Origin of the sequence: Micromonospora sp. NPDC049274, assembly GCF_040678875.1 — a bacterium.
GTDB lineage: Bacteria > Actinomycetota > Actinomycetes > Mycobacteriales > Micromonosporaceae > Micromonospora.
Window position 1 is genome coordinate 284,822 of sequence record NZ_JBFAQS010000002.1, and the last position, 16,605, is coordinate 301,426.

The following is a 16,605-nucleotide window of genomic DNA, read 5'->3' on the forward strand; positions in this document are numbered from 1 at the left end:
CATAGTGTCGGCACTGCCCCTCGGATGTGAGCAGGGTCATAACGGCCGACGGGGCACCCGTCCGAGGCGGGGCCAGTAGCGGAACACCACCCTTGCGCGCACGTCGGCCACTCCGTACGCCCGGGAGTCGTCGGTGACCAGACCGTTGTCGCCGCGCAGCCACCAGCCGCCGTCCTGCGGCCGTACCGCCCGCTTCACGACCAGCAGCTCGGGGCGCGTCCGGAACACCGCGACCACCACGTCACCGGGCCGGATCGGGCGTCCGCCCGGGCGGACCAGCACCGCGTCGCCGTGGCGCAGCGTCGGCGCCATGGAGGGACCGGTCACGAGGACTGCTGTCAGCGGACCCCGCAGTCGGGGTGCCTCCTCCGGATGATCGGCGCGCACTGGTTTCACCTCCATCCGGTTCGGGGAGCATTCCCAGGAGTAATGTCGCCTTTGATCATCGCAAACTTCCCATGGAGGATCCCGATGCGACTTCCGCGCATCCTTGCGCCCCGCGTCACCGCGAGCGCTCACTGCGACCTGCCGTGCGGCGTCTACGACCCGGCCCAGGCCCGGATCGAGGCCGAGTCGGTCAAAATGATCTGCGAGAAGTACCAGGCCAACACCGACCCGGAATTCCGTACCCGGGCGGTCATCATCAAGGAGCAGCGCGCCGAGCTGGTCAAGCACCACCTGTGGGTGCTCTGGACCGACTACTTCAAGGCGCCGCACTTCGAGAAGTACCCGAACCTGCACACCCTGTTCAACGAGGCCACCAAGCTCGCCGGCGCCGGTGGCGTCAAGGGCAGCCTCGACCCGGCCACCGCCGACAAGCTCCTCGCGAAGATCGACGAGATCGCGAAGATCTTCTGGGAGACCAAGAAGGCGTGACCAACCCGGTCACACCGACGATCCGGCCGGTACGTCCCGAGGACGTGCCGGCCGTCGTCGCCATGGTGCACGAGTTGGCGGCGTACGAACGCGCCCCCGACCAGTGCCATCTCACCACCGAGCAGCTCACCACGGCGCTGTTCGCGAACGCTCCGGCCCTCTTCGGCCACGTCGCTGTCGACGGACGCGACCAGCCGGTCGGCTTCGCCCTGTGGTTTCTCAACTTCTCCACCTGGGCCGGCGTGCACGGCATCTACCTGGAGGACCTCTACGTCTCGCCGGCGGCCCGGGGCACCGGCGCGGGCCGACTGCTGCTCGCCACGCTTGCCGACATCTGCGTACGACGAGGCTACCGGCGGCTGGAGTGGTGGATGATCGACTGGAATCCCGCAGCCGGTTTCTACGCCTCCATCGGCGCCGAGCAGATGAGCGAGTGGGTCCCCTACCGGCTCAGCGGTAACGCGTTGCGCGGCCTGGCCGCTCAGGCGGAGGCCGCCGACACGCGCCCGAACGACTGACCGGGTAGAGTCCCCGACCGGGGGGATGAGGCGTGACTCAACTGACCGGCCAGCCAGCGACCGACGACGACGTGGTGCACCTCACGGTGCCCGCCGACGGCGGTTACCTCGGCGTGCTCCGCACCGCCACCGCCGGTCTCGCGGCCCGGTTGCAGTTCGCGCTCGACGAGATCGAGGATCTGCGGATCGCTGTCGACGAGGCGTGCGCCATGCTGCTCGCCATCGCCACCCGTGACGCCGAGTTGGAGTGCCGGTTCTCGGTCACCAGCGACGCGCTGACCGTCGAGGTGACAGTGCCGACCGTGCGCGGGGCGACGCTGCCCGCCGAGGCGTCCTTCGCCTGGAAGGTGCTCACCGCACTGACCACGTCGGCGTCCGCCACGGCCGTCGAGGGCCGGGCGACGATCTCGTTGCTCACCCGCCGCTCCGGCGGCTACTGACCCGCTCGGGTCACTCGAAACCGAGGGCCTTCGTCGTGGGCGGGCTGACGAGCAGCCAGCCGACGCCCAGACCGAGCGCCATGAGCGGTACGCCAAGCCAGCCCAGACCGCCCTGGATCATGAACCAGCCGATCGGCAGCAGCATGAGCTGAAGGACGATCGCGGGTGCCCGCGCGCCTGCCTGTCGGCGCAGCAGCGCACGACCCAGGGCCCAGAGCGCGACGGCCGCCCCGACGGCGAACGCGGTCACCAGCAACGCCGACGCGAGGTCGGTGGTCGTGGCGGTGAGGTCGGCCCAGACCAACCAGACCGCGATCAGCCCGACGGCGACCGCCTCCGCCCACAGCAGGCGTACCGCCCAGCGGAGGGTGACGGGAATCGGGGCCGAGTCGATGGTCACGCGCGCCACGATACCCGGGCTACCGAGAGGTACAGTGCCGCCCATGCGGGCCGTCCTGGTGGTCAATCCGAAGGCCACCACCACCAGCGAACGCAGCCGAGACGTGCTTGTCCGGGCGCTGCGCAGCGAAGTCGACCTCAGTGTGCGCTACACCCGTCGCCGGGGGCACGCCATGGCGCTGGCCCGGGAGGCCGCCGCCGAGGGGGTCGACCTCGTCGTCACCCTGGGTGGTGACGGGACTGTGAACGAGGTGGTGAACGGCCTGATGACGGCCGACCCGCCGGCCGGCGTCGCGGGCGCCTCGATGGCGGAGCGCCTGCCCGCGCTGGCCACCGTTCCGGGTGGTTCGACGAACGTGTTCGCCCGCGCGCTCGGCCTGCCCCGGGAATGGCCGGAGGCGACCAGCATGATCCTCGAAGGGCTGCGCCTGGGCCGGCAGCGCACGGTCGGGCTGGGCCGCGCGGACGACCGCTACTTCACCTTCTGCGCCGGCTTCGGCCTGGACGCCGCGGTGATCCACCGGGTGGAGCAGGCCCGGCGGAAGGGACGGGTCTCCACTCCCGGGCTCTACCTGCGCTCGATCATGGGCCAGTACTTCTTCGCCTCGGACCGGCGGCACCCGGCGATCAGCCTGGAGCGCCCGGGCGAGGCGGTCGAGGACGAGCTGGCCACGGTCATCATCCAGAACACCGCCCCGTGGACGTACCTGGGCGACCGTGAGATCAACCCGAACCCGTCGGCGTCGTTCGACCTCGGACTCGACGTGTTGGCGTTGCGTCAGCTCCGGGTGGCTAGCACAACACGGACAGTGACGCAGTTCGCATCGCGCAAGCCGGATCCACGCGGACGTCAGGTGTTACGACTCCATGACACGGCGGAGTTCACCCTGCTCTCCAGCCGTCCACAGGCGTTCCAGTTGGATGGCGACTATCTCGGCGAGCGGGAGAAAGTCAGATTCGCATCCATTCCGGCCGCACTCAGAGTAATCTGCTAGGTCTCGGGTACTGCCCTTGGTCGACGCGGCACCGCAACCGCAACGACGGGTGCCGCCACACCGAGGGGCAGGTGCCGGAAATGTCAGCAATGTCACGCGGACTGTACTATATTGATCCTCGGCTGTGGCACGGCGGGTAACCAGGAACGTACTGGAACCCGGACAAATGGGTTGTGGGCTTGCTCACCGCCCGGAGTTTTTCCGAGCGTCACCCTTGACATCACGAGCGTTCGTGAAAGTATTCACAAGCGAACTTGAGTTACCGGGACATTGCCTGGATATGCTCGTCAGGTTGAGCTGTTCCAGCAGGTCCCGAGGCTAACCGCCTGCTCACGCACTGCCGAATGGTCGGACGCTAACGGTCACCACCGGCACTGCTGATGCATATAGGAAAAGCACGACTAGCAATTGTTTGCCACCCATCCAGAATGAGGAGTGTTGCCGCCATGGACTGGCGTCACCATGCTGTCTGCCGCGACGAGGACCCGGAGCTGTTCTTCCCGATTGGGACGTCTGGACCGGCTCTCCTGCAGGTCGAGCAGGCCAAGGCCGTCTGCAGGCGCTGCTCCGTGACCGACCAGTGCCTGCAGTGGGCGCTCGAGTCGGGTCAGGACGCCGGCGTCTGGGGCGGGATGAGCGAGGAGGAGCGGCGCGCTGTGAAGCGGCGCGGCGGCCTCCGGGTGCTGCGCGCTCACTCCGCCTGATCCCCCAACGACACAGCTGCACGCCCCGGCGGGTTCGCCTGCCGGGGCGTACTGCTGTCCCGAACCGTCAGCCCGTCGGTGTCAGCGCGCCCCGGTCGTCGACCCGGCGCAGCACCAGCTCGGCCAGCTCGGGCGCATCGGTCAACGGGGCCGCCACCGCCACCGCACCGGCCGCCCGAGCAGAGTCGGCCGCCGCGTCGTGGAACAGGCCCGGCGCGAGGAAGTACGCGGACACCGCCACCCGGCGTGCGCCGGCCGCCCGCAGCCGGGTCACCGCCACACCTGTCGTCGGTGGGGCCGCCGAGGCGTACGACACCCGGCAGGGCACGCCGAACTCCGCGCCGAGCGCGTCCGCCACCCGGCCCACCGATCCGCGAGCCCGGGCGTCCCGGGTGCCCGCGGCGGCCAGCACCAGCGCGTCGAAGCGCCCCGGGTCGACCTCGCCGAGTCGACGGCGCAGCCCCGCCAGCAACGCCGGCGCCACCGTTCCGTCCGCCGGGCCGAGCACGTCGGTCACGCGTACCGCCAGTGGGGGGCCGGCCTCCGTCGCGGCGGCGACGGCCGCCGGAATGTCCACCCGATGGTGGTACGCGGCAGTCAGCAGCAGCGGCACGACCACCGCACGCGCATGCCCGGCCTCGGCCAGCATCCGCAGCACGTCGGTCGGGCCCGGCTCGGTGTGGTCCAGCCAGCTCGCCCACACCGACAGGCCGGGCCGGACGGCCGACACCGCCCGGGCCAGCGCACGGGTGGCCTCGGCCGCTCGTGGATCCCGGCTGCCGTGGGCGACAAGCACCACCGGGGCCGCCCCGCCGGCCGCCTCAGGGCCGGTCGGGGTCGTCGATGACGGGGTCAGACGTGCAGTCCGCACTCGGTCTTCTCGAACATGGCCCACCGGCCGGCCCGCGGGTCCTCGCCGGCAGTCGTCCGTCGGGTGCACGGCCAGCAGCCGATCGAGCCGTAGCCCTGCTTGAACAGCTCGTTGACCGGGACGTTGAAGCGGGCGATGTAGGCGTCCACGTCCTTCTGCGACCAGGCCGCGATCGGGTTGACCTTCACCTTGCCGCGTCGCGCGTCGAACGTCACAACGGGCGTGTTGGCACGGGTCGGCGACTCGTCCCGGCGCAGGCCGGCGGCCCAGGCGTCGTACCCGGACAGCGCCCGCTCCAGCGGCTCCACCTTGCGCAGCTGGCAGCAGTCGTCGGGTGACTTGTTGAACAGTCGCGGGCCGTACTGGCCGTCCTGCTGGCCGACGGTGAGCCGGGGCCGGATGGACCGGACGTTCACCGGCAGCGTCCGGGCCACCTCGTCGCGGACCCGCAGCGTCTCCGGGAAGTGCAGGCCGGTGTCGAGGAAGACCACGTCCACACCCGGGGCCACCCGGGACACCAGGTGGGCCAGGACGGCGTCGGCCATCGAGCTGGTCACGCAGAAGCGGTCGCCGAAGGTCTGCGCCGCCCAGCGGGCGATCTCCAGGGCGGGTGCGCCCTCCAGGTCCCGAGCAGCCTGCTCGGCAAGCGTCCGCAGCTCGTCCGGGCTGCGTCCGGCCGGGTCGGTCGACGTCTGCGCGCCCGGGCCGACCAGGCGCAGGCTCGCGGCGGAGACGAGGCTCATCGGGTCACCGCCCGGGAGAGCAGCCCGGTGAACTTCACCGAGAAGACCCGCGCGCAGGCGTGGCACTCCCAGGCGCCGTGCCCCGCCTCGTGCGGCCGCAGGTCCTCCTCGCCGCAGTACGGGCAGTACAGGGGTGCCGCTCGGTTCTCGCTGCTCACCGCAGTTCCTCCTCGTCGACTCTGATCACCCAGTTGGCGAACGTCTCGCCCGCGCTCCGCCCGGCCAGGTAGCGACGGGCCAGCCGTTCCACGTACTCCGGAAGCTCCTCGGCGGTGGTCTTCAGGCCGCGCAGCTTGCGGCCGAACCCGGCGGTCTGGCCCTGGGCCATGCCCAGGCCGCCGCCCAGGTGCACCTGGAAGCCCTCCACCTGCCGGCCGTCCGGGCCGACCACCAACTGACCCTTGAGGCCGATGTCGGCGACCTGGGTGCGGGCGCAGGCGTTCGGGCAGCCGTTGATGTGAATGGAGATGTCCGCGTCGAAGTCACGCAGCCGCTGCTCCAGCCGGGCCACCAGCTCCTCGCCGCGGGCCTTCGTCTCGACGATGGCTAGCTTGCAGTACTCGATGCCTGTGCACGCCATCGTGCCGCGCCGCCAGGCCGACGGCCGGGCCTCCAGACCGATGCCGCGCAGCGCGTCGACAAGCGACTCCGTCCGCTCCGACGGCACGTCGAGCACCAGCAGCTTCTGGTACGGGGTGAGCCGCACCCGGTCGCTGCCGTGCGCCTCGACCACGTCGGCCAGTTGGGCGAGCTGCCCGCCGGACACCCGCCCGACCACCGGGGCGGCACCGACGTAGTGCCGCCCGTCGGCCTGCTCGTGCACGCCCACGTGGTCGACAGGCTTCGCCGGCAGGGTCGGCGCGGGGCCGTCGAGCAGCGTACGGCCCAGGTACTCCTTCTCCAGGACCTCCCGGAAGCGCTCCACGCCCCAGTCGGCCACCAGGAACTTCAGCCGGGCCCGGTTACGCAGCCGGCGGTAGCCGTAGTCGCGGAAGATCCCGACCACGCCGGCCCACACGTCGGGGATCTCGGCCAGCGGCACCCAGACGCCGAGCCGCTGAGCGAGCATCGGATTGGTGGAGAGCCCGCCACCGACCCAGAGGTCGAAGCCGGGGCCGTGCTCGGGGTGGTCGACGCCGAGCAGAGCGATGTCGTTCGACTCGTACGGGGTGTCGACGAGCCAGGAGATGGACGTCTTGAACTTGCGGGGCAGGTTGGAGAACTGCTTGTCACCGACGTACCGGGCGACGATCTCGTCGATCGCCGGGGTCGGGTCGAGCAGCTCGTCGCGGGCCACCCCGGCGACCGGGCTGCCCAGCACGATTCGCGGGCAGTCGCCGCACGCCTCGGTCGTCTGCAGGCCTACCGACTCCAGCCGACGCCAGATCTCCGGCATGTCCTCGACGCGGATCCAGTGGTACTGGATGTTCTGCCGGTCGGTGATGTCGGCGGTGTCCCGGGCGAACTCCCGGGAGATGTCCGCGACCACCCGCAGCTGGGCCAGGCTGAGCTGGCCGCCGTCGATGCGGACCCGGAGCATGAAGAACTCGTCCTCCAGCTCGTGCGGCTCCAGCACGGCGGTGCGCCCGCCGTCGATGCCCGCCTTGCGCTGGGTGTAGAGGCCCCACCAGCGGAAACGGCCGCGCAGATCCTGCGGGTCGATGGAGGCGAAGCCGCGGTGCGCGTAGATGTTCTCGATGCGGGCCCGGACGTTGAGCGGGTCGTCGTCCTTCTTGATCCGCTCGTTGGGATTGAGGGGCTCGCGGTGGCCGAGCGCCCACTGACCCTCACCCCGGGGCCGGCGTGGCGCCCGGGCCGGGCGGGCCGTCGGGTCCTCGGAACGGGCCGGGATGCTGCTGACCGCCATCGCGGCGTCCTCCGTTGTCTGCTGTGCCTCGGGCTACGCGGGGCGCGGCGGCCGGCCCGCGAAGCGGGCGGGACAACGGTGTCTTCAGACAGCCGGCGCGGAGCGCGCCCGAGACGGATTGGTCGGGCGTCGTCAGTAGGCCGGACAGATCGCGCTGCGCACGCGGCCGTAATCGACGTGGCGACGAGCCACGAAGCGGCGGACGACTGCGGCGGTCATACGGGCCATGCTGCCACACCACATGGGGGCCGGCCAATGTACACGTGCTGGATCCCACATCACGGGCCGAGGGGCTGACACCCGCGACGACCATCTCCGTGACAGGCTCGGACTGTGGGCGGATTGTCCGAGTCGACCGGGGCGGCGTGGGAGCACCTGCGTCGCCTGCCGGTGTGGCTCACCCCGGCGTTGCTGACCCTGGCGGTGACCCTGACCGGGCTCGGGTCGGCGCAGCTCTGGCGCGACGAGCTGGCGACCTGGAGCGCCGCCACCCGCTCACCCGGCGACCTGGCTCGTCTGGCCGGCACGATCGACGCCGCCACCGGGCCGTACTACCTGCTGATGCACGTCTGGACCACGGTCTTCGGGGACTCCACGATCGCCCTCCGCGCGCCGGCCGTGCTGGCGATGACCGTCGCCGCGGGGCTGCTCGCCGTGCTCGGGGCGCGGCTCGTCGACAGGCGCACCGGTCTCCTGGCCGGGCTGCTGTTCGCGGTGCTGCCGAGCACCTCCCGCTATGGCCAGGAGGCTCGCCCGTACGCCCTGGCCACCGCGCTCGCGGTGCTCGCCACCCTGCTGCTGGTGACGGCGCTGCGGCGACCGGGGTGGGTCCGTTGGGCCGGGTACGCCGCCGCCGTGGCCGCGCTCGGGCTCACGCACCTGATCGCGCTCACCGTGCTGGCCGCGCACGCGCTGCTCGTGCTGGTCACCTGGTGGCGTGGCCCAGCAGCGGCGGGCGTCGCATCGCCGGGCACCGACACCACGCCGGGCGACGACACCATGCCGAACCACGGTTCCGCCGACCGGGACCGGCGAGCGTGGTGGTGGGTGGTCGCCGTGATTCCGGTGGCGCTGCTGGCCGGTCCGTTGCTGCTGAAGGCCCGGACCCAACAGTCCCGACAGCTCAACTGGGTCAGCCTGGCCCGGCTGGACGACCTGAGCGCGCTGCCCGGCGGCGTGGCCCAGAGCAGCGTGGTGGGCGGTCTGCTGGTCGGGGTCGCCGCGCTGGGCGCTGCCCGGCTCGGGCGGCGTGCCCTGCTGCCGGTGAGCGCGGTGCTGCTGCCCGTCCTGCTGCTCTTCGCCGCCGGCACTGTCGTACCCCTGTGGGTTGCTCGGTACCTGGTCTTCGTCGTGCCGTTCGCGTGCCTGCTGGCGGGCGCGGCGCTGGCCGCGGTCGCGGCGCCGGCCGCGGTCGTCGTGGTGGTCCTGGCCGCGCTGCTCGGCCTGCCCGACCAGGCCGCGCTGCGGCGGACCCACGAGTGGCCGCGCAACGCGCCTGTGGACTACTCGGGCGCGGCTCACGTGATCGGCGCGGGCCAACGGCCTGGCGACGCGGTGGTCTACTCACCGCGGCACAGTTGGCTCTTCCTCGACCTCGGCATCGAGTACCACCTCGACGCCCCACCACGGGACGTCCTGGTCACCGAGGACGAGGTCCGCCGGGGCGACCTGTGGGCAGCCGAGTGTCCGCAGCCGGCACAGTGCCTCGTCGGAACGTCACGGGTGTGGTTGGTCGTCGCCGGCCGGCACGCCGAGCCGCTGGCCGACGTGCCGGGCGTCAAGGGCGATGCGCTGCGCGCAGACTTCACAGTCGCCCAGGTCTGGCAACGCCCCGGCTTGACGGTTGCCCTGCTGACCAGCCGTCCCGGACGCTGACCCCACACCCGCGCGGTCCGACGCGGGTGCACCGCCCTCGACCGCGCCCGACCCATGCACGGTGGTGAGCGGTATACCTGTGAGTCATATTTATGACTCACAGGTATACCGCTCACCAGCGCAGGTGCGTCCGGACGGAGACACGCCAGGGCGATGGCAGGCGGGCCCGAAAAGCAGCCGGCGCGCGGGCCGTCGGCGGCCAAGGGGCGCGTGGCCGGGGAGAGGTCGACAGCGGCCCGTCAGCCTTGTGAGCGGCCGTCCGGGGCGTTGCGGGCCAGCGGGACGACGAGCAAGGCCTCGGTGCCGCCCTTGGCGCCCGCGCGCAGCTCGATGGTGCCGCGCAGCTCGCCGGTGACCAGGGCCCGCACGATCTGGAGACCGAGCCGGCTGCCGCGTTCGGCGTCGAACTCGGGCGGCAGCCCGCGCCCGTTGTCGGTCACCGAGACGTGCAGCATCTTGCGGAACCGGTGCGCCGAGACCACCACCTCGGGTCGCGCCGACGGATCGACCTCGGCAACGGCGGCCGGTACCACGCCCGTGCTGGGGGGCGGGGGTGCGTCGTCCGTCTCGTCGGCCGGCGGGAAGCCGTGTTCGACGGCGTTGAGCAGCAGTTCGTTGAGGACCATGACCAGCGACGTGGCGATCTCGGCCGGCAGTACGCCGAAGCTGCCCCGACGGCGCATGCCGACGCTCACCTCGGTTGCCGCGACCTCGGTGGCCGCGCTGGCGACCCGGTCGACGATGCCGTCGAACTCGACCGCCTCGTCGCTGGACATCGACAGCGTCTCGTGGACGAGGGCGATCGAGGCGACTCGACGGACCGACTCCTCCAGGGCGACCCGGGCCTCCGGCATGGCGACCCGGCGGGCCTGCAACCGCAGCAGCGCGGCCACCGTCTGGAGGTTGTTCTTCACCCGGTGATGGATCTCCCGGATGGTGGCGTCCTTGGTGATCAGTGCCCGGTCCCGGCGACGCACCTCGGTGATGTCCCGCACCAGCACCAGCGCGCCGATGGGCACGCCGGCCGGCATCAGCGGCAGCGCCCGGGTGAGCATCGTGGCCCCCCGTGCGTCGATCTCCCGCCGAGGCGGCGCCTCGCCGCGCAACGCCGCCAGGATGCCGTTCGCCGCCTCGGTGCCGTCCAGCGGGTCGCCCGCCAGCCGGCGGTGCAGCGCGGCCAGATCCTCCCCCACCAGGTGGGAGGCGTAGCCCAACCGTCGGTACGCGGACTGCGCGTTCGGGCTCGCGTAGGTGACCTTGCCACCGGCGTCCAGCCGGACCAGGCCGTCACCGACGCGGGGGGCGGAGGTGGTCTCGCCCGGGTGCCGGGGCGGCGGGAAGGTGCCGTCCGCGATCATCTGGGCGAGGTCGTCGGCGGTGGTCAGGTAGTTGAGTTCCAGCTGGCTGGGCGTACGCGCCGTGGAGAGGTTGGTGTCCCTGCCGACCACGGCGATCACCTCGCCGGCCTCGCCGTCGGCGGTGCGCAGCCGGACCGGGATCGCCTCGTGTCGGGCCGGCACGTCGCCGTACCAGACCGGGTCGCCCTCCCGCCAGATCCGCCCCTGGGAGTAGGCGACCCCCAGGTGGGCCACCTCCGAGCCGCCGATGATCCGGCCCACCTGATCGTCCTGGTACGCGGTGGGCGCGGTCGTCGGACGGACCTGGGCGACACAGAGGAACGTGCCCTCGGCGTCGACCGGCACCCAGAGCAGCAGGTCGGCGAAGGACAGATCGGAGAGCAGTTGCCAGTCGCCGGCGATGCGGTGCAGGTGGTCGATGTCGGCCGGACGGAGATGGGTGTGCTCCTCGGCGAGGTCGCGCAGCGTGGACACGGTGACCAGGGTGCCACGCCGCGCCGCGCCTCACATCGTCGCGGTGACCTTCTTCAGGCCGCGCGGCGCGTCCGGGTCCTCGCCACGGGTCAGTGCCAACGCGAGCGCGAGGCGCTGCAACGGCAGGATGTCCAGCAGTGGCGCATACCGCTCGTCCACCTCGGGGACGGCGAGGCGGGTGGCGCCCGGCACGTCGGCCGAGCCGACGACCACCACGTCGGCGCGCCTCTCGCCGAGACGGGGCAGCACCTCGCCCATCGAGCGGCCACCCGGGCCGGAGCCGACCACGGCGAGCACCGGGACCTCCGGGTCGGTCATCGCGAGCGGACCGTGCAGCAGGTCGGCGCCGGAGAAGGCGAGCGCCGGCAGGTACGAGGTCTCCATCAGCTTCAGCGCGGCCTCACGGGCGGTCGGGTAGGCGTACCCACGGCCGGTGGTGACCAGTTGGCGGGCGAAGCGGTAGCGGGGCGCGAGCTGGGCCGGGGTGTCGTCGGCGAGCGTCCTGGTGGCGAGGTCGGGCAGCGCGGCGAGCGCCTCCCGCTCGCCCGCCGGCAGCACGCCGTCGCCGGCGCGGATGCCCTCGACGAGCATGAGCAGGGCGAGCAGTTCGGCGGTGTACGTCTTCGTCGCCGCCACCGCCCGCTCGTGCCCGGCGGCGATGTCGATGCTCAACTCGGCAGTCTCGGCCAGCGGGGAGCCGGGGGCGTTTGTCACCGCGAGGGTGAGCGCGCCGGAGGCCCGCGCGGAGCGCAGCACCTCGGCCAGGTCGGGTGAGCCACCGCTCTGGCTGACCCCGACGACGAGCGCGTCGGACAGGTCGGGGCGGGCACCGAACAGGGTGACCACGCTCGGCGAGGCGAGCCCGGCGGGCAGGCCGAGCCGGATCTCGGTCAGGTACGCCCCGTAGAGGGCCGCGTGGTCGGAGGTGCCCCGGGCGGTGAAGACCACGTGTCGCGGTCGACGCTCGGCCACGACAGCCGCCACCCGGGCGATCGCCGCGGCGTTGGCGCTGTCGAGCAGGCGCGCGTAGCCGGCGGGCTGCTCGTCGATGTCGGCGGCCATTCCGGACCCTGGACGTGTCACGAACGCTCCCCTCGTGCGCGATTGCCGCGCGTTTCCTGCTCAGTCTTGCACGGTAAAGTCGGCAGCAGCAATTGTTCGAGCAGGAGTGCGCAGTTGATCACTTGATCATCTCAATATCAACTACGCTGGCCCCGCTGTCTGCTAGCTGCGACGAGAGGACACCGTGCCCGAGGGAAGGGACGACCCCGCGCTCTCCGCGACGGAGGAGCTGGCCCTCGCCCGGCTGGCACTCGACGAGGGTGACCTGCACCACGCCGCGGGCCACCTCGCCGGCGCGCTGGCGCGGGCGCCCACCCTGCCCGAGGTGCACGAGACGCTGGCCCGCCTCGCCGCGGCCGACGGCGGAGGGCTCGACCTCTTCCCGATCAGCCACCACACCTTCGTGGGCGCGGTCGTCGCCCGCGCCCACCTGCTGGCCGCCGCCGGTCGCCCCGCCGAAGGGCTGGAGCTGCTGGCCGCGGCGACCGGCCACGCCCCCGGCACCGAGTGGGCGGGCGTGCCGTGGGTGACCGCCTCCGAGCTTGTCGAACGGCTGGCGCCGGACCACATCGCCCGCGTCCTCATGCAGGTCTGCGCGGCGTTGACCGACCCGGTGCCACGGGCCGGCCGGGCGGCCCTCACGCCGTACCTCACGCTGGCCCGCAACGCCGCCACCGTGCACCCCGAGCACGGCCTCCTGCTGGGCGCGGCGTCCGCGCTGGCCCGGCGGCTCGGCGAGGTCGCGCTGGCGATCCGCTGGGCCAGCCGGGGAGTACGGTGCCAGCCGTCGAAGATGGGCGAGGTCTGGCTCGGGTACGCGTACCGCAGCGCGGGTCGGACCCGCGACGCCCTCGCGGCGCTCGGCCGGGCCGTCGACCTGGACCCCGACGACCTGGCCGTCTACGCCGACATCGCCGGCACCCTCGCCGACATCGGCCGACTCGACGAGGCGCTGGAGTGGACCGAGCGGGCGCTGGCCCGGGATCCGTCGTTCGACTGCGCGGTACACACCGCGCACCGGCTGCGGCACCTACGCGACGGCGACCTGTCCCACCTGGTCGCGCTCGCCGACTTCATCCGTGACCACCCGGACGACAGCCACGAGCACGGCGATCTGGCCCAGTGCTGCCGGGGCCGGCCCTGGCTCGGGCAACTGACCCCGGCCGGCGGCCCCCTGGTCGACGCGCTCCGCCAGGCGGTCGCCGCCGACGACATCGGTATCGGCGGCGCCGTACGCCTCGCGGCGGCAGCCCCACCGAGCGCCCTGCGCACGGCGACGGCGGTGGCCCCCGGACTGCGGATCGAGGTCGCCGGCGCGGCGAAGCCTGACCCGCGTGAGCCCCGACGCCCGTCCGCGCAGCGGCTGTGGCACTTCGCGGAGGACGTGCCGACGCCGGCGCTGCCGGCACCCTCGGCGACGGCCGTCGAACGGATCGCACAGGTGGCCCACCCGGCGTGGCCGCACCCGCCGGCGGCCTACGACGCTGCGGTGGGCCTGGCCGGCCTCGAGGTCGACGACCTGCTCGGGCTGCTGGTGCACCCGCCCGCGGCGCCGGCGAGCGGGCTGGGACGACTGCTGGCCGTCCAGGATCCGTCGATCTGGGTTCGCGGGGTGCAGGTGTGGGCCTGTCTGGGGCTGCTGCACCAGCGCACCGACGAGCCCTGGGCGGACTCGACCCGACGCCGGGTGCTGCTGGACCTGGTTTGGGGTGTGGAGGACTGGGTCACCGAGGCGGCGCTGTTCGCCCTGATCACCGCCGCCTGGGTGGACCCGGCGGTGCGATCGGACGTGGCACGCGTGGTGGCCGAGCGGCTGGCCGACGCGGCGACGGTGGCCGAGGCCCGGCCGGTGCCGATAGCGGTCTCGCTGGCCCACCTCGCGCTGGCCGCCCCCGCCCTGGACCCGGACACGACGGCACTGGCCACCCGGATGCTCGGCGAGCGAACCCCCCGGCTCCCCCGTCCCCGCAACCCGCTACGCCGCATCTGGCACCGCCTGACCCACCGCCGGTGAAAACGCGCGCCGCGCCTCCCCCTCGGGGGGACGACGCGGCGCGCGCTGTCGGTCGGAGTCAGGCGACCGGCGCCTTGCCGAGGGCGATCTCGGCCTCCTCCTCCGGGGTGGCCGTCGCGGCCGGCGCCTCGTTGGCGGTGCGCAGCGGGATCTCCTTGATGAACCAGGCGAGCACCGGGATCACGATGGTGAAGAGCACGGCCCAGAGGAACACGTGCGAGATCGCGTCCGAGAGACCGGTGAGGACCAGCTCACGCGCCTGGGCGGGCAGCTGCTTGAGCTTCTCCAGGTCCATCCCCCCGCCCTCGCCGCCGCCGGTGAACGCCCTGCCGGCGGCCGAGTCGGCAAGCCGGTTGGCGAAGATCGCGCCGAACAGCGAGATGCCGAACGAGCCGCCGATCGACCTGAAGAAGGTGGCCGCGCCGCTGGCCGCGCCGAGGTCCTTCTGCTCCACGCTGTTCTGCGCGATCAGCATCGAGGTCTGCATGAGGAAGCCCATGCCGGCGCCGAGCACGACCATGTAGAGCGAGGACTGCAGCTTGCTGGTGTCGGTGTCGAGCATGGCCAGCAGTGCCATGCCCCCGGTCATCACCACGCCGCCGATGATCGGGTAGGCCCGGTACTTGCCGGTCTTGGTGATCGCCCGGCCGATGACCAGCGAGACGACAAGCATGCCGAACATCAGCGGCAGCAGCAGCAGGCCGCTGTTGGTGGCCGAGGCCCCCTGCACGGTCTGCTGGTAGAGCGGCAGGAAGTTCATGGCGCCGAACATCGCGAAGCCGAGCAGGAAGCCGATCAGCGAGATCAGCGCGAAGTTGCGGTTGGCGAACAGCGCCAGCGGCAGGATCGGTTCCGGGACCCGGCGCTCCACCAGGCCGAACGCGACAAGCGCCACAAGCGCCACCACGGCCAGGCCGAGGATCTGCGGCGAGGTCCAGTCGTATTCGTTGCCGCCCCAGGTGGTGATCAGCACGATCGCGGTGATGCCGACCGAGAGGAGGCCGGCGCCGAGCCAGTCGATCCGGTGCTCGGTGCGGTACTTCGGCAGGTGCATCGTGGTGATCAGCACGAGCAGCGCGATGCCGCCCAGCGGCAGGTTCACGTAGAAGGCCCAGCGCCAGGAGAGGTTGTCGGTGATGAAGCCACCGACCAGCGGGCCGGCCACCATGGCGATGGCCATGATGCCGGCGATCATGCCCTGGTAACGCCCACGCTCGCGCGGCGGAACCAGGTCGCCGATGATCGCCATCACGCCGACCATCAGGCCGCCGGCACCCAGGCCCTGCACGGCGCGGAAGGCGATGAGCTGCACCATGCCGTCCTGTGGGCCGCCGAACATCCCCGAGCCGGCCATGCCGCACAGGGCGGAGCCGACGAGGAAAATGACCACCGAGGTCAGGAAGACCGACTTGCGGCCGTAGAGGTCACCGAGCTTGCCCCAGATCGGGGTGGAGACGGTGGTGCCCAGGACGTACGCGGTGACCACCCAGGTGAAGTGGTCGAGGCCACCGAACTCGCCGACGATCCGCGGCAGCGCGGTGCTGACGATCATGTTGTCGAGCATCGCGAGCATCATCGCGATCATCAGCCCGAACAGCACGACCCGTACGTTGGGTCGTGCGCCGGCCTGTGTTGCCTGAGTCATGGGTAAGCTCCCCCCGAGAATTGCCGTACTTACTTGCCGCCCGGCTAGTCACCTTACTAGCCGCACGGTAAGTTGGGTACCAACTGGCGGTCAAATGAATTAGGGGGCGTGGGTGAGGGAGAGCACAGGCGGCACCCGAGAGCGGATCAAGGCCGTCGCGTTGGAGCTCTTCACCGAGCAGGGGTACGAGAAGACCTCGCTGCGGGAGATCGCCGAACGCCTCAATGTCACCAAGGCGGCGCTCTACTACCACTTCAAGAGCAAGGACGACATCGTCGCCAGCTTCGTGGAGGACCGACTGGAGCAGATGGACGCGCTGACCGCCTGGGCCGACTCGCAGCCGGCGACCCTGGCCACCCGCCGTGCGCTCATCTCCCGCTACGCCGACACGATGTTCGGCGGCGACATGCCGTCGGTGATGCGCTTCTTCGAGCAGAACCAGACAGTGCTCAAGAGCCTCTCCTCCGGCCAGCAGATGCGTGGCCGGATGATGCGGCTCGCCAGCGCGCTCTGCCGCGGCGACGACTCTCCCCGGGCGCAACTGCGCGCCACCCTGTCACTGTTCGCCGTGCACACCAGCTGGTTCGCGGTGCGCGCACCGGACATCACCGACGCTGAGCGCCGCCGGCTCGCCCTGGAGGTGGCCGACGAGTTGCTGGCCGCGATCGGCGCGGAGCCCGACGAGGACGCGGCCTCGGCCAACGCCGCCGGCGCGCGGGGCTGACGAGCCCAGCTCGCCAGCAGTCGGGGCGACGAGCCAGCCG

General features: G+C 71.9%; 17 protein-coding genes. 8 read left to right on the forward strand and 9 right to left on the reverse strand.

Annotated features, from left to right (window positions below; translation table 11 throughout):
* Nucleotides 1–36: 36 nt before the first annotated feature.
* Nucleotides 37–402, reverse strand: a complete 366-nt coding sequence (locus AB0K10_RS04840; protein ID WP_363680020.1) for a S24/S26 family peptidase — start codon at nt 400–402, stop codon at nt 37–39.
* Between the two features lie 69 nt (nt 403–471).
* Here AB0K10_RS04840 and sodN point away from each other — a divergent pair, with 69 nt between their 5' ends.
* The 3 genes from sodN to AB0K10_RS04855 are packed head-to-tail and all read left to right on the forward strand — an operon-like array spanning nt 472 to nt 1,834.
* Entirely contained in the window at nt 472–876 is a 405-nt protein-coding gene (gene sodN / locus AB0K10_RS04845) for a superoxide dismutase, Ni (protein ID WP_007464694.1), read from the forward strand.
* Nucleotides 873–1,394: a GNAT family N-acetyltransferase gene (locus AB0K10_RS04850; RefSeq protein WP_363680022.1), complete on the forward strand. Its 522-nt coding sequence runs from the start codon at nt 873–875 to the stop codon at nt 1,392–1,394. The genes sodN and AB0K10_RS04850 overlap by 4 nt, the downstream gene beginning before the upstream one ends.
* A 32-nt stretch (nt 1,395–1,426) precedes the next feature.
* Nucleotides 1,427–1,834 (forward strand): ATP-binding protein, encoded by a 408-nt coding sequence (locus AB0K10_RS04855; RefSeq protein WP_363680024.1) that lies wholly within the window; start codon nt 1,427–1,429, stop codon nt 1,832–1,834.
* A gap of 10 nt (nt 1,835–1,844) precedes the next feature.
* On the opposite strand, the gene AB0K10_RS04860 is transcribed toward AB0K10_RS04855, so the two are convergent.
* On the reverse strand, nt 1,845–2,234 hold the full coding sequence (locus AB0K10_RS04860) for a hypothetical protein (protein ID WP_344358009.1): 390 nt from the start codon (nt 2,232–2,234) through the stop codon (nt 1,845–1,847).
* A gap of 43 nt (nt 2,235–2,277) precedes the next feature.
* Here AB0K10_RS04860 and AB0K10_RS04865 point away from each other — a divergent pair, with 43 nt between their 5' ends.
* Together AB0K10_RS04865 and AB0K10_RS04870 are read left to right on the forward strand one after the other, a co-directional pair.
* Complete coding sequence (locus AB0K10_RS04865) at nt 2,278–3,228, forward strand: diacylglycerol kinase family protein (protein ID WP_363680026.1); 951 nt, start codon at nt 2,278–2,280, stop codon at nt 3,226–3,228.
* 446 nt (nt 3,229–3,674) lie between these two features.
* Nucleotides 3,675–3,932 carry a WhiB family transcriptional regulator gene (locus AB0K10_RS04870; RefSeq protein ID WP_007072794.1) on the forward strand — a complete coding sequence of 86 codons (258 nt, stop codon included), beginning with the start codon at nt 3,675–3,677 and terminating at the stop codon, nt 3,930–3,932.
* Nucleotides 3,933–3,999: 67 nt separating this feature from the next.
* Here AB0K10_RS04870 and AB0K10_RS04875 read toward each other — a convergent pair whose 3' ends face one another.
* The 4 genes from AB0K10_RS04875 to AB0K10_RS04890 are packed head-to-tail and all read right to left on the reverse strand — an operon-like array spanning nt 4,000 to nt 7,413.
* Complete coding sequence (locus tag AB0K10_RS04875; RefSeq protein ID WP_363680506.1) at nt 4,000–4,788, reverse strand: CbiX/SirB N-terminal domain-containing protein; 789 nt, start codon at nt 4,786–4,788, stop codon at nt 4,000–4,002.
* Nucleotides 4,785–5,546, reverse strand: a complete 762-nt coding sequence (locus AB0K10_RS04880) for a phosphoadenylyl-sulfate reductase (RefSeq protein ID WP_363680028.1) — start codon at nt 5,544–5,546, stop codon at nt 4,785–4,787. The genes AB0K10_RS04875 and AB0K10_RS04880 overlap by 4 nt, the downstream gene beginning before the upstream one ends.
* Nucleotides 5,543–5,704, reverse strand: a complete 162-nt coding sequence (locus AB0K10_RS04885) for a hypothetical protein (protein WP_167517323.1) — start codon at nt 5,702–5,704, stop codon at nt 5,543–5,545. The genes AB0K10_RS04880 and AB0K10_RS04885 overlap by 4 nt, the downstream gene beginning before the upstream one ends.
* Entirely contained in the window at nt 5,701–7,413 is a 1,713-nt protein-coding gene (locus AB0K10_RS04890) for a nitrite/sulfite reductase (protein ID WP_363680030.1), read from the reverse strand. The genes AB0K10_RS04885 and AB0K10_RS04890 overlap by 4 nt, the downstream gene beginning before the upstream one ends.
* Nucleotides 7,414–7,746: 333 nt before the next feature.
* Here AB0K10_RS04890 and AB0K10_RS04895 point away from each other — a divergent pair, with 333 nt between their 5' ends.
* A complete protein-coding gene (locus tag AB0K10_RS04895) occupies nt 7,747–9,288 on the forward strand; it encodes a glycosyltransferase family 39 protein (protein WP_363680032.1) in 1,542 nt (513 codons plus the stop codon).
* A 239-nt stretch (nt 9,289–9,527) separates the two neighbouring features.
* Here the strand turns inward: AB0K10_RS04895 and AB0K10_RS04900 are convergent, their stop codons facing one another.
* Nucleotides 9,528–11,120: a histidine kinase N-terminal domain-containing protein gene (locus AB0K10_RS04900; RefSeq protein WP_363680034.1), complete on the reverse strand. Its 1,593-nt coding sequence runs from the start codon at nt 11,118–11,120 to the stop codon at nt 9,528–9,530.
* Between the two features lie 30 nt (nt 11,121–11,150).
* Nucleotides 11,151–12,182, reverse strand: a complete 1,032-nt coding sequence (locus tag AB0K10_RS04905; RefSeq protein ID WP_363680508.1) for an SIS domain-containing protein — start codon at nt 12,180–12,182, stop codon at nt 11,151–11,153.
* A 184-nt stretch (nt 12,183–12,366) separates the two neighbouring features.
* Between AB0K10_RS04905 and AB0K10_RS04910 the strand changes: the two genes are divergently transcribed.
* Entirely contained in the window at nt 12,367–14,196 is a 1,830-nt protein-coding gene (locus AB0K10_RS04910) for a tetratricopeptide repeat protein (protein WP_363680036.1), read from the forward strand.
* Nucleotides 14,197–14,254: 58 nt separating this feature from the next.
* Here the strand turns inward: AB0K10_RS04910 and AB0K10_RS04915 are convergent, their stop codons facing one another.
* Nucleotides 14,255–15,841 carry an MDR family MFS transporter gene (locus AB0K10_RS04915; RefSeq protein ID WP_363680038.1) on the reverse strand — a complete coding sequence of 529 codons (1,587 nt, stop codon included), beginning with the start codon at nt 15,839–15,841 and terminating at the stop codon, nt 14,255–14,257.
* Nucleotides 15,842–15,953: 112 nt separating this feature from the next.
* Between AB0K10_RS04915 and AB0K10_RS04920 the strand changes: the two genes are divergently transcribed.
* Nucleotides 15,954–16,565 carry a helix-turn-helix domain-containing protein gene (locus tag AB0K10_RS04920; protein WP_363680040.1) on the forward strand — a complete coding sequence of 204 codons (612 nt, stop codon included), beginning with the start codon at nt 15,954–15,956 and terminating at the stop codon, nt 16,563–16,565.
* Nucleotides 16,566–16,605: the final 40 nt, after the last annotated feature.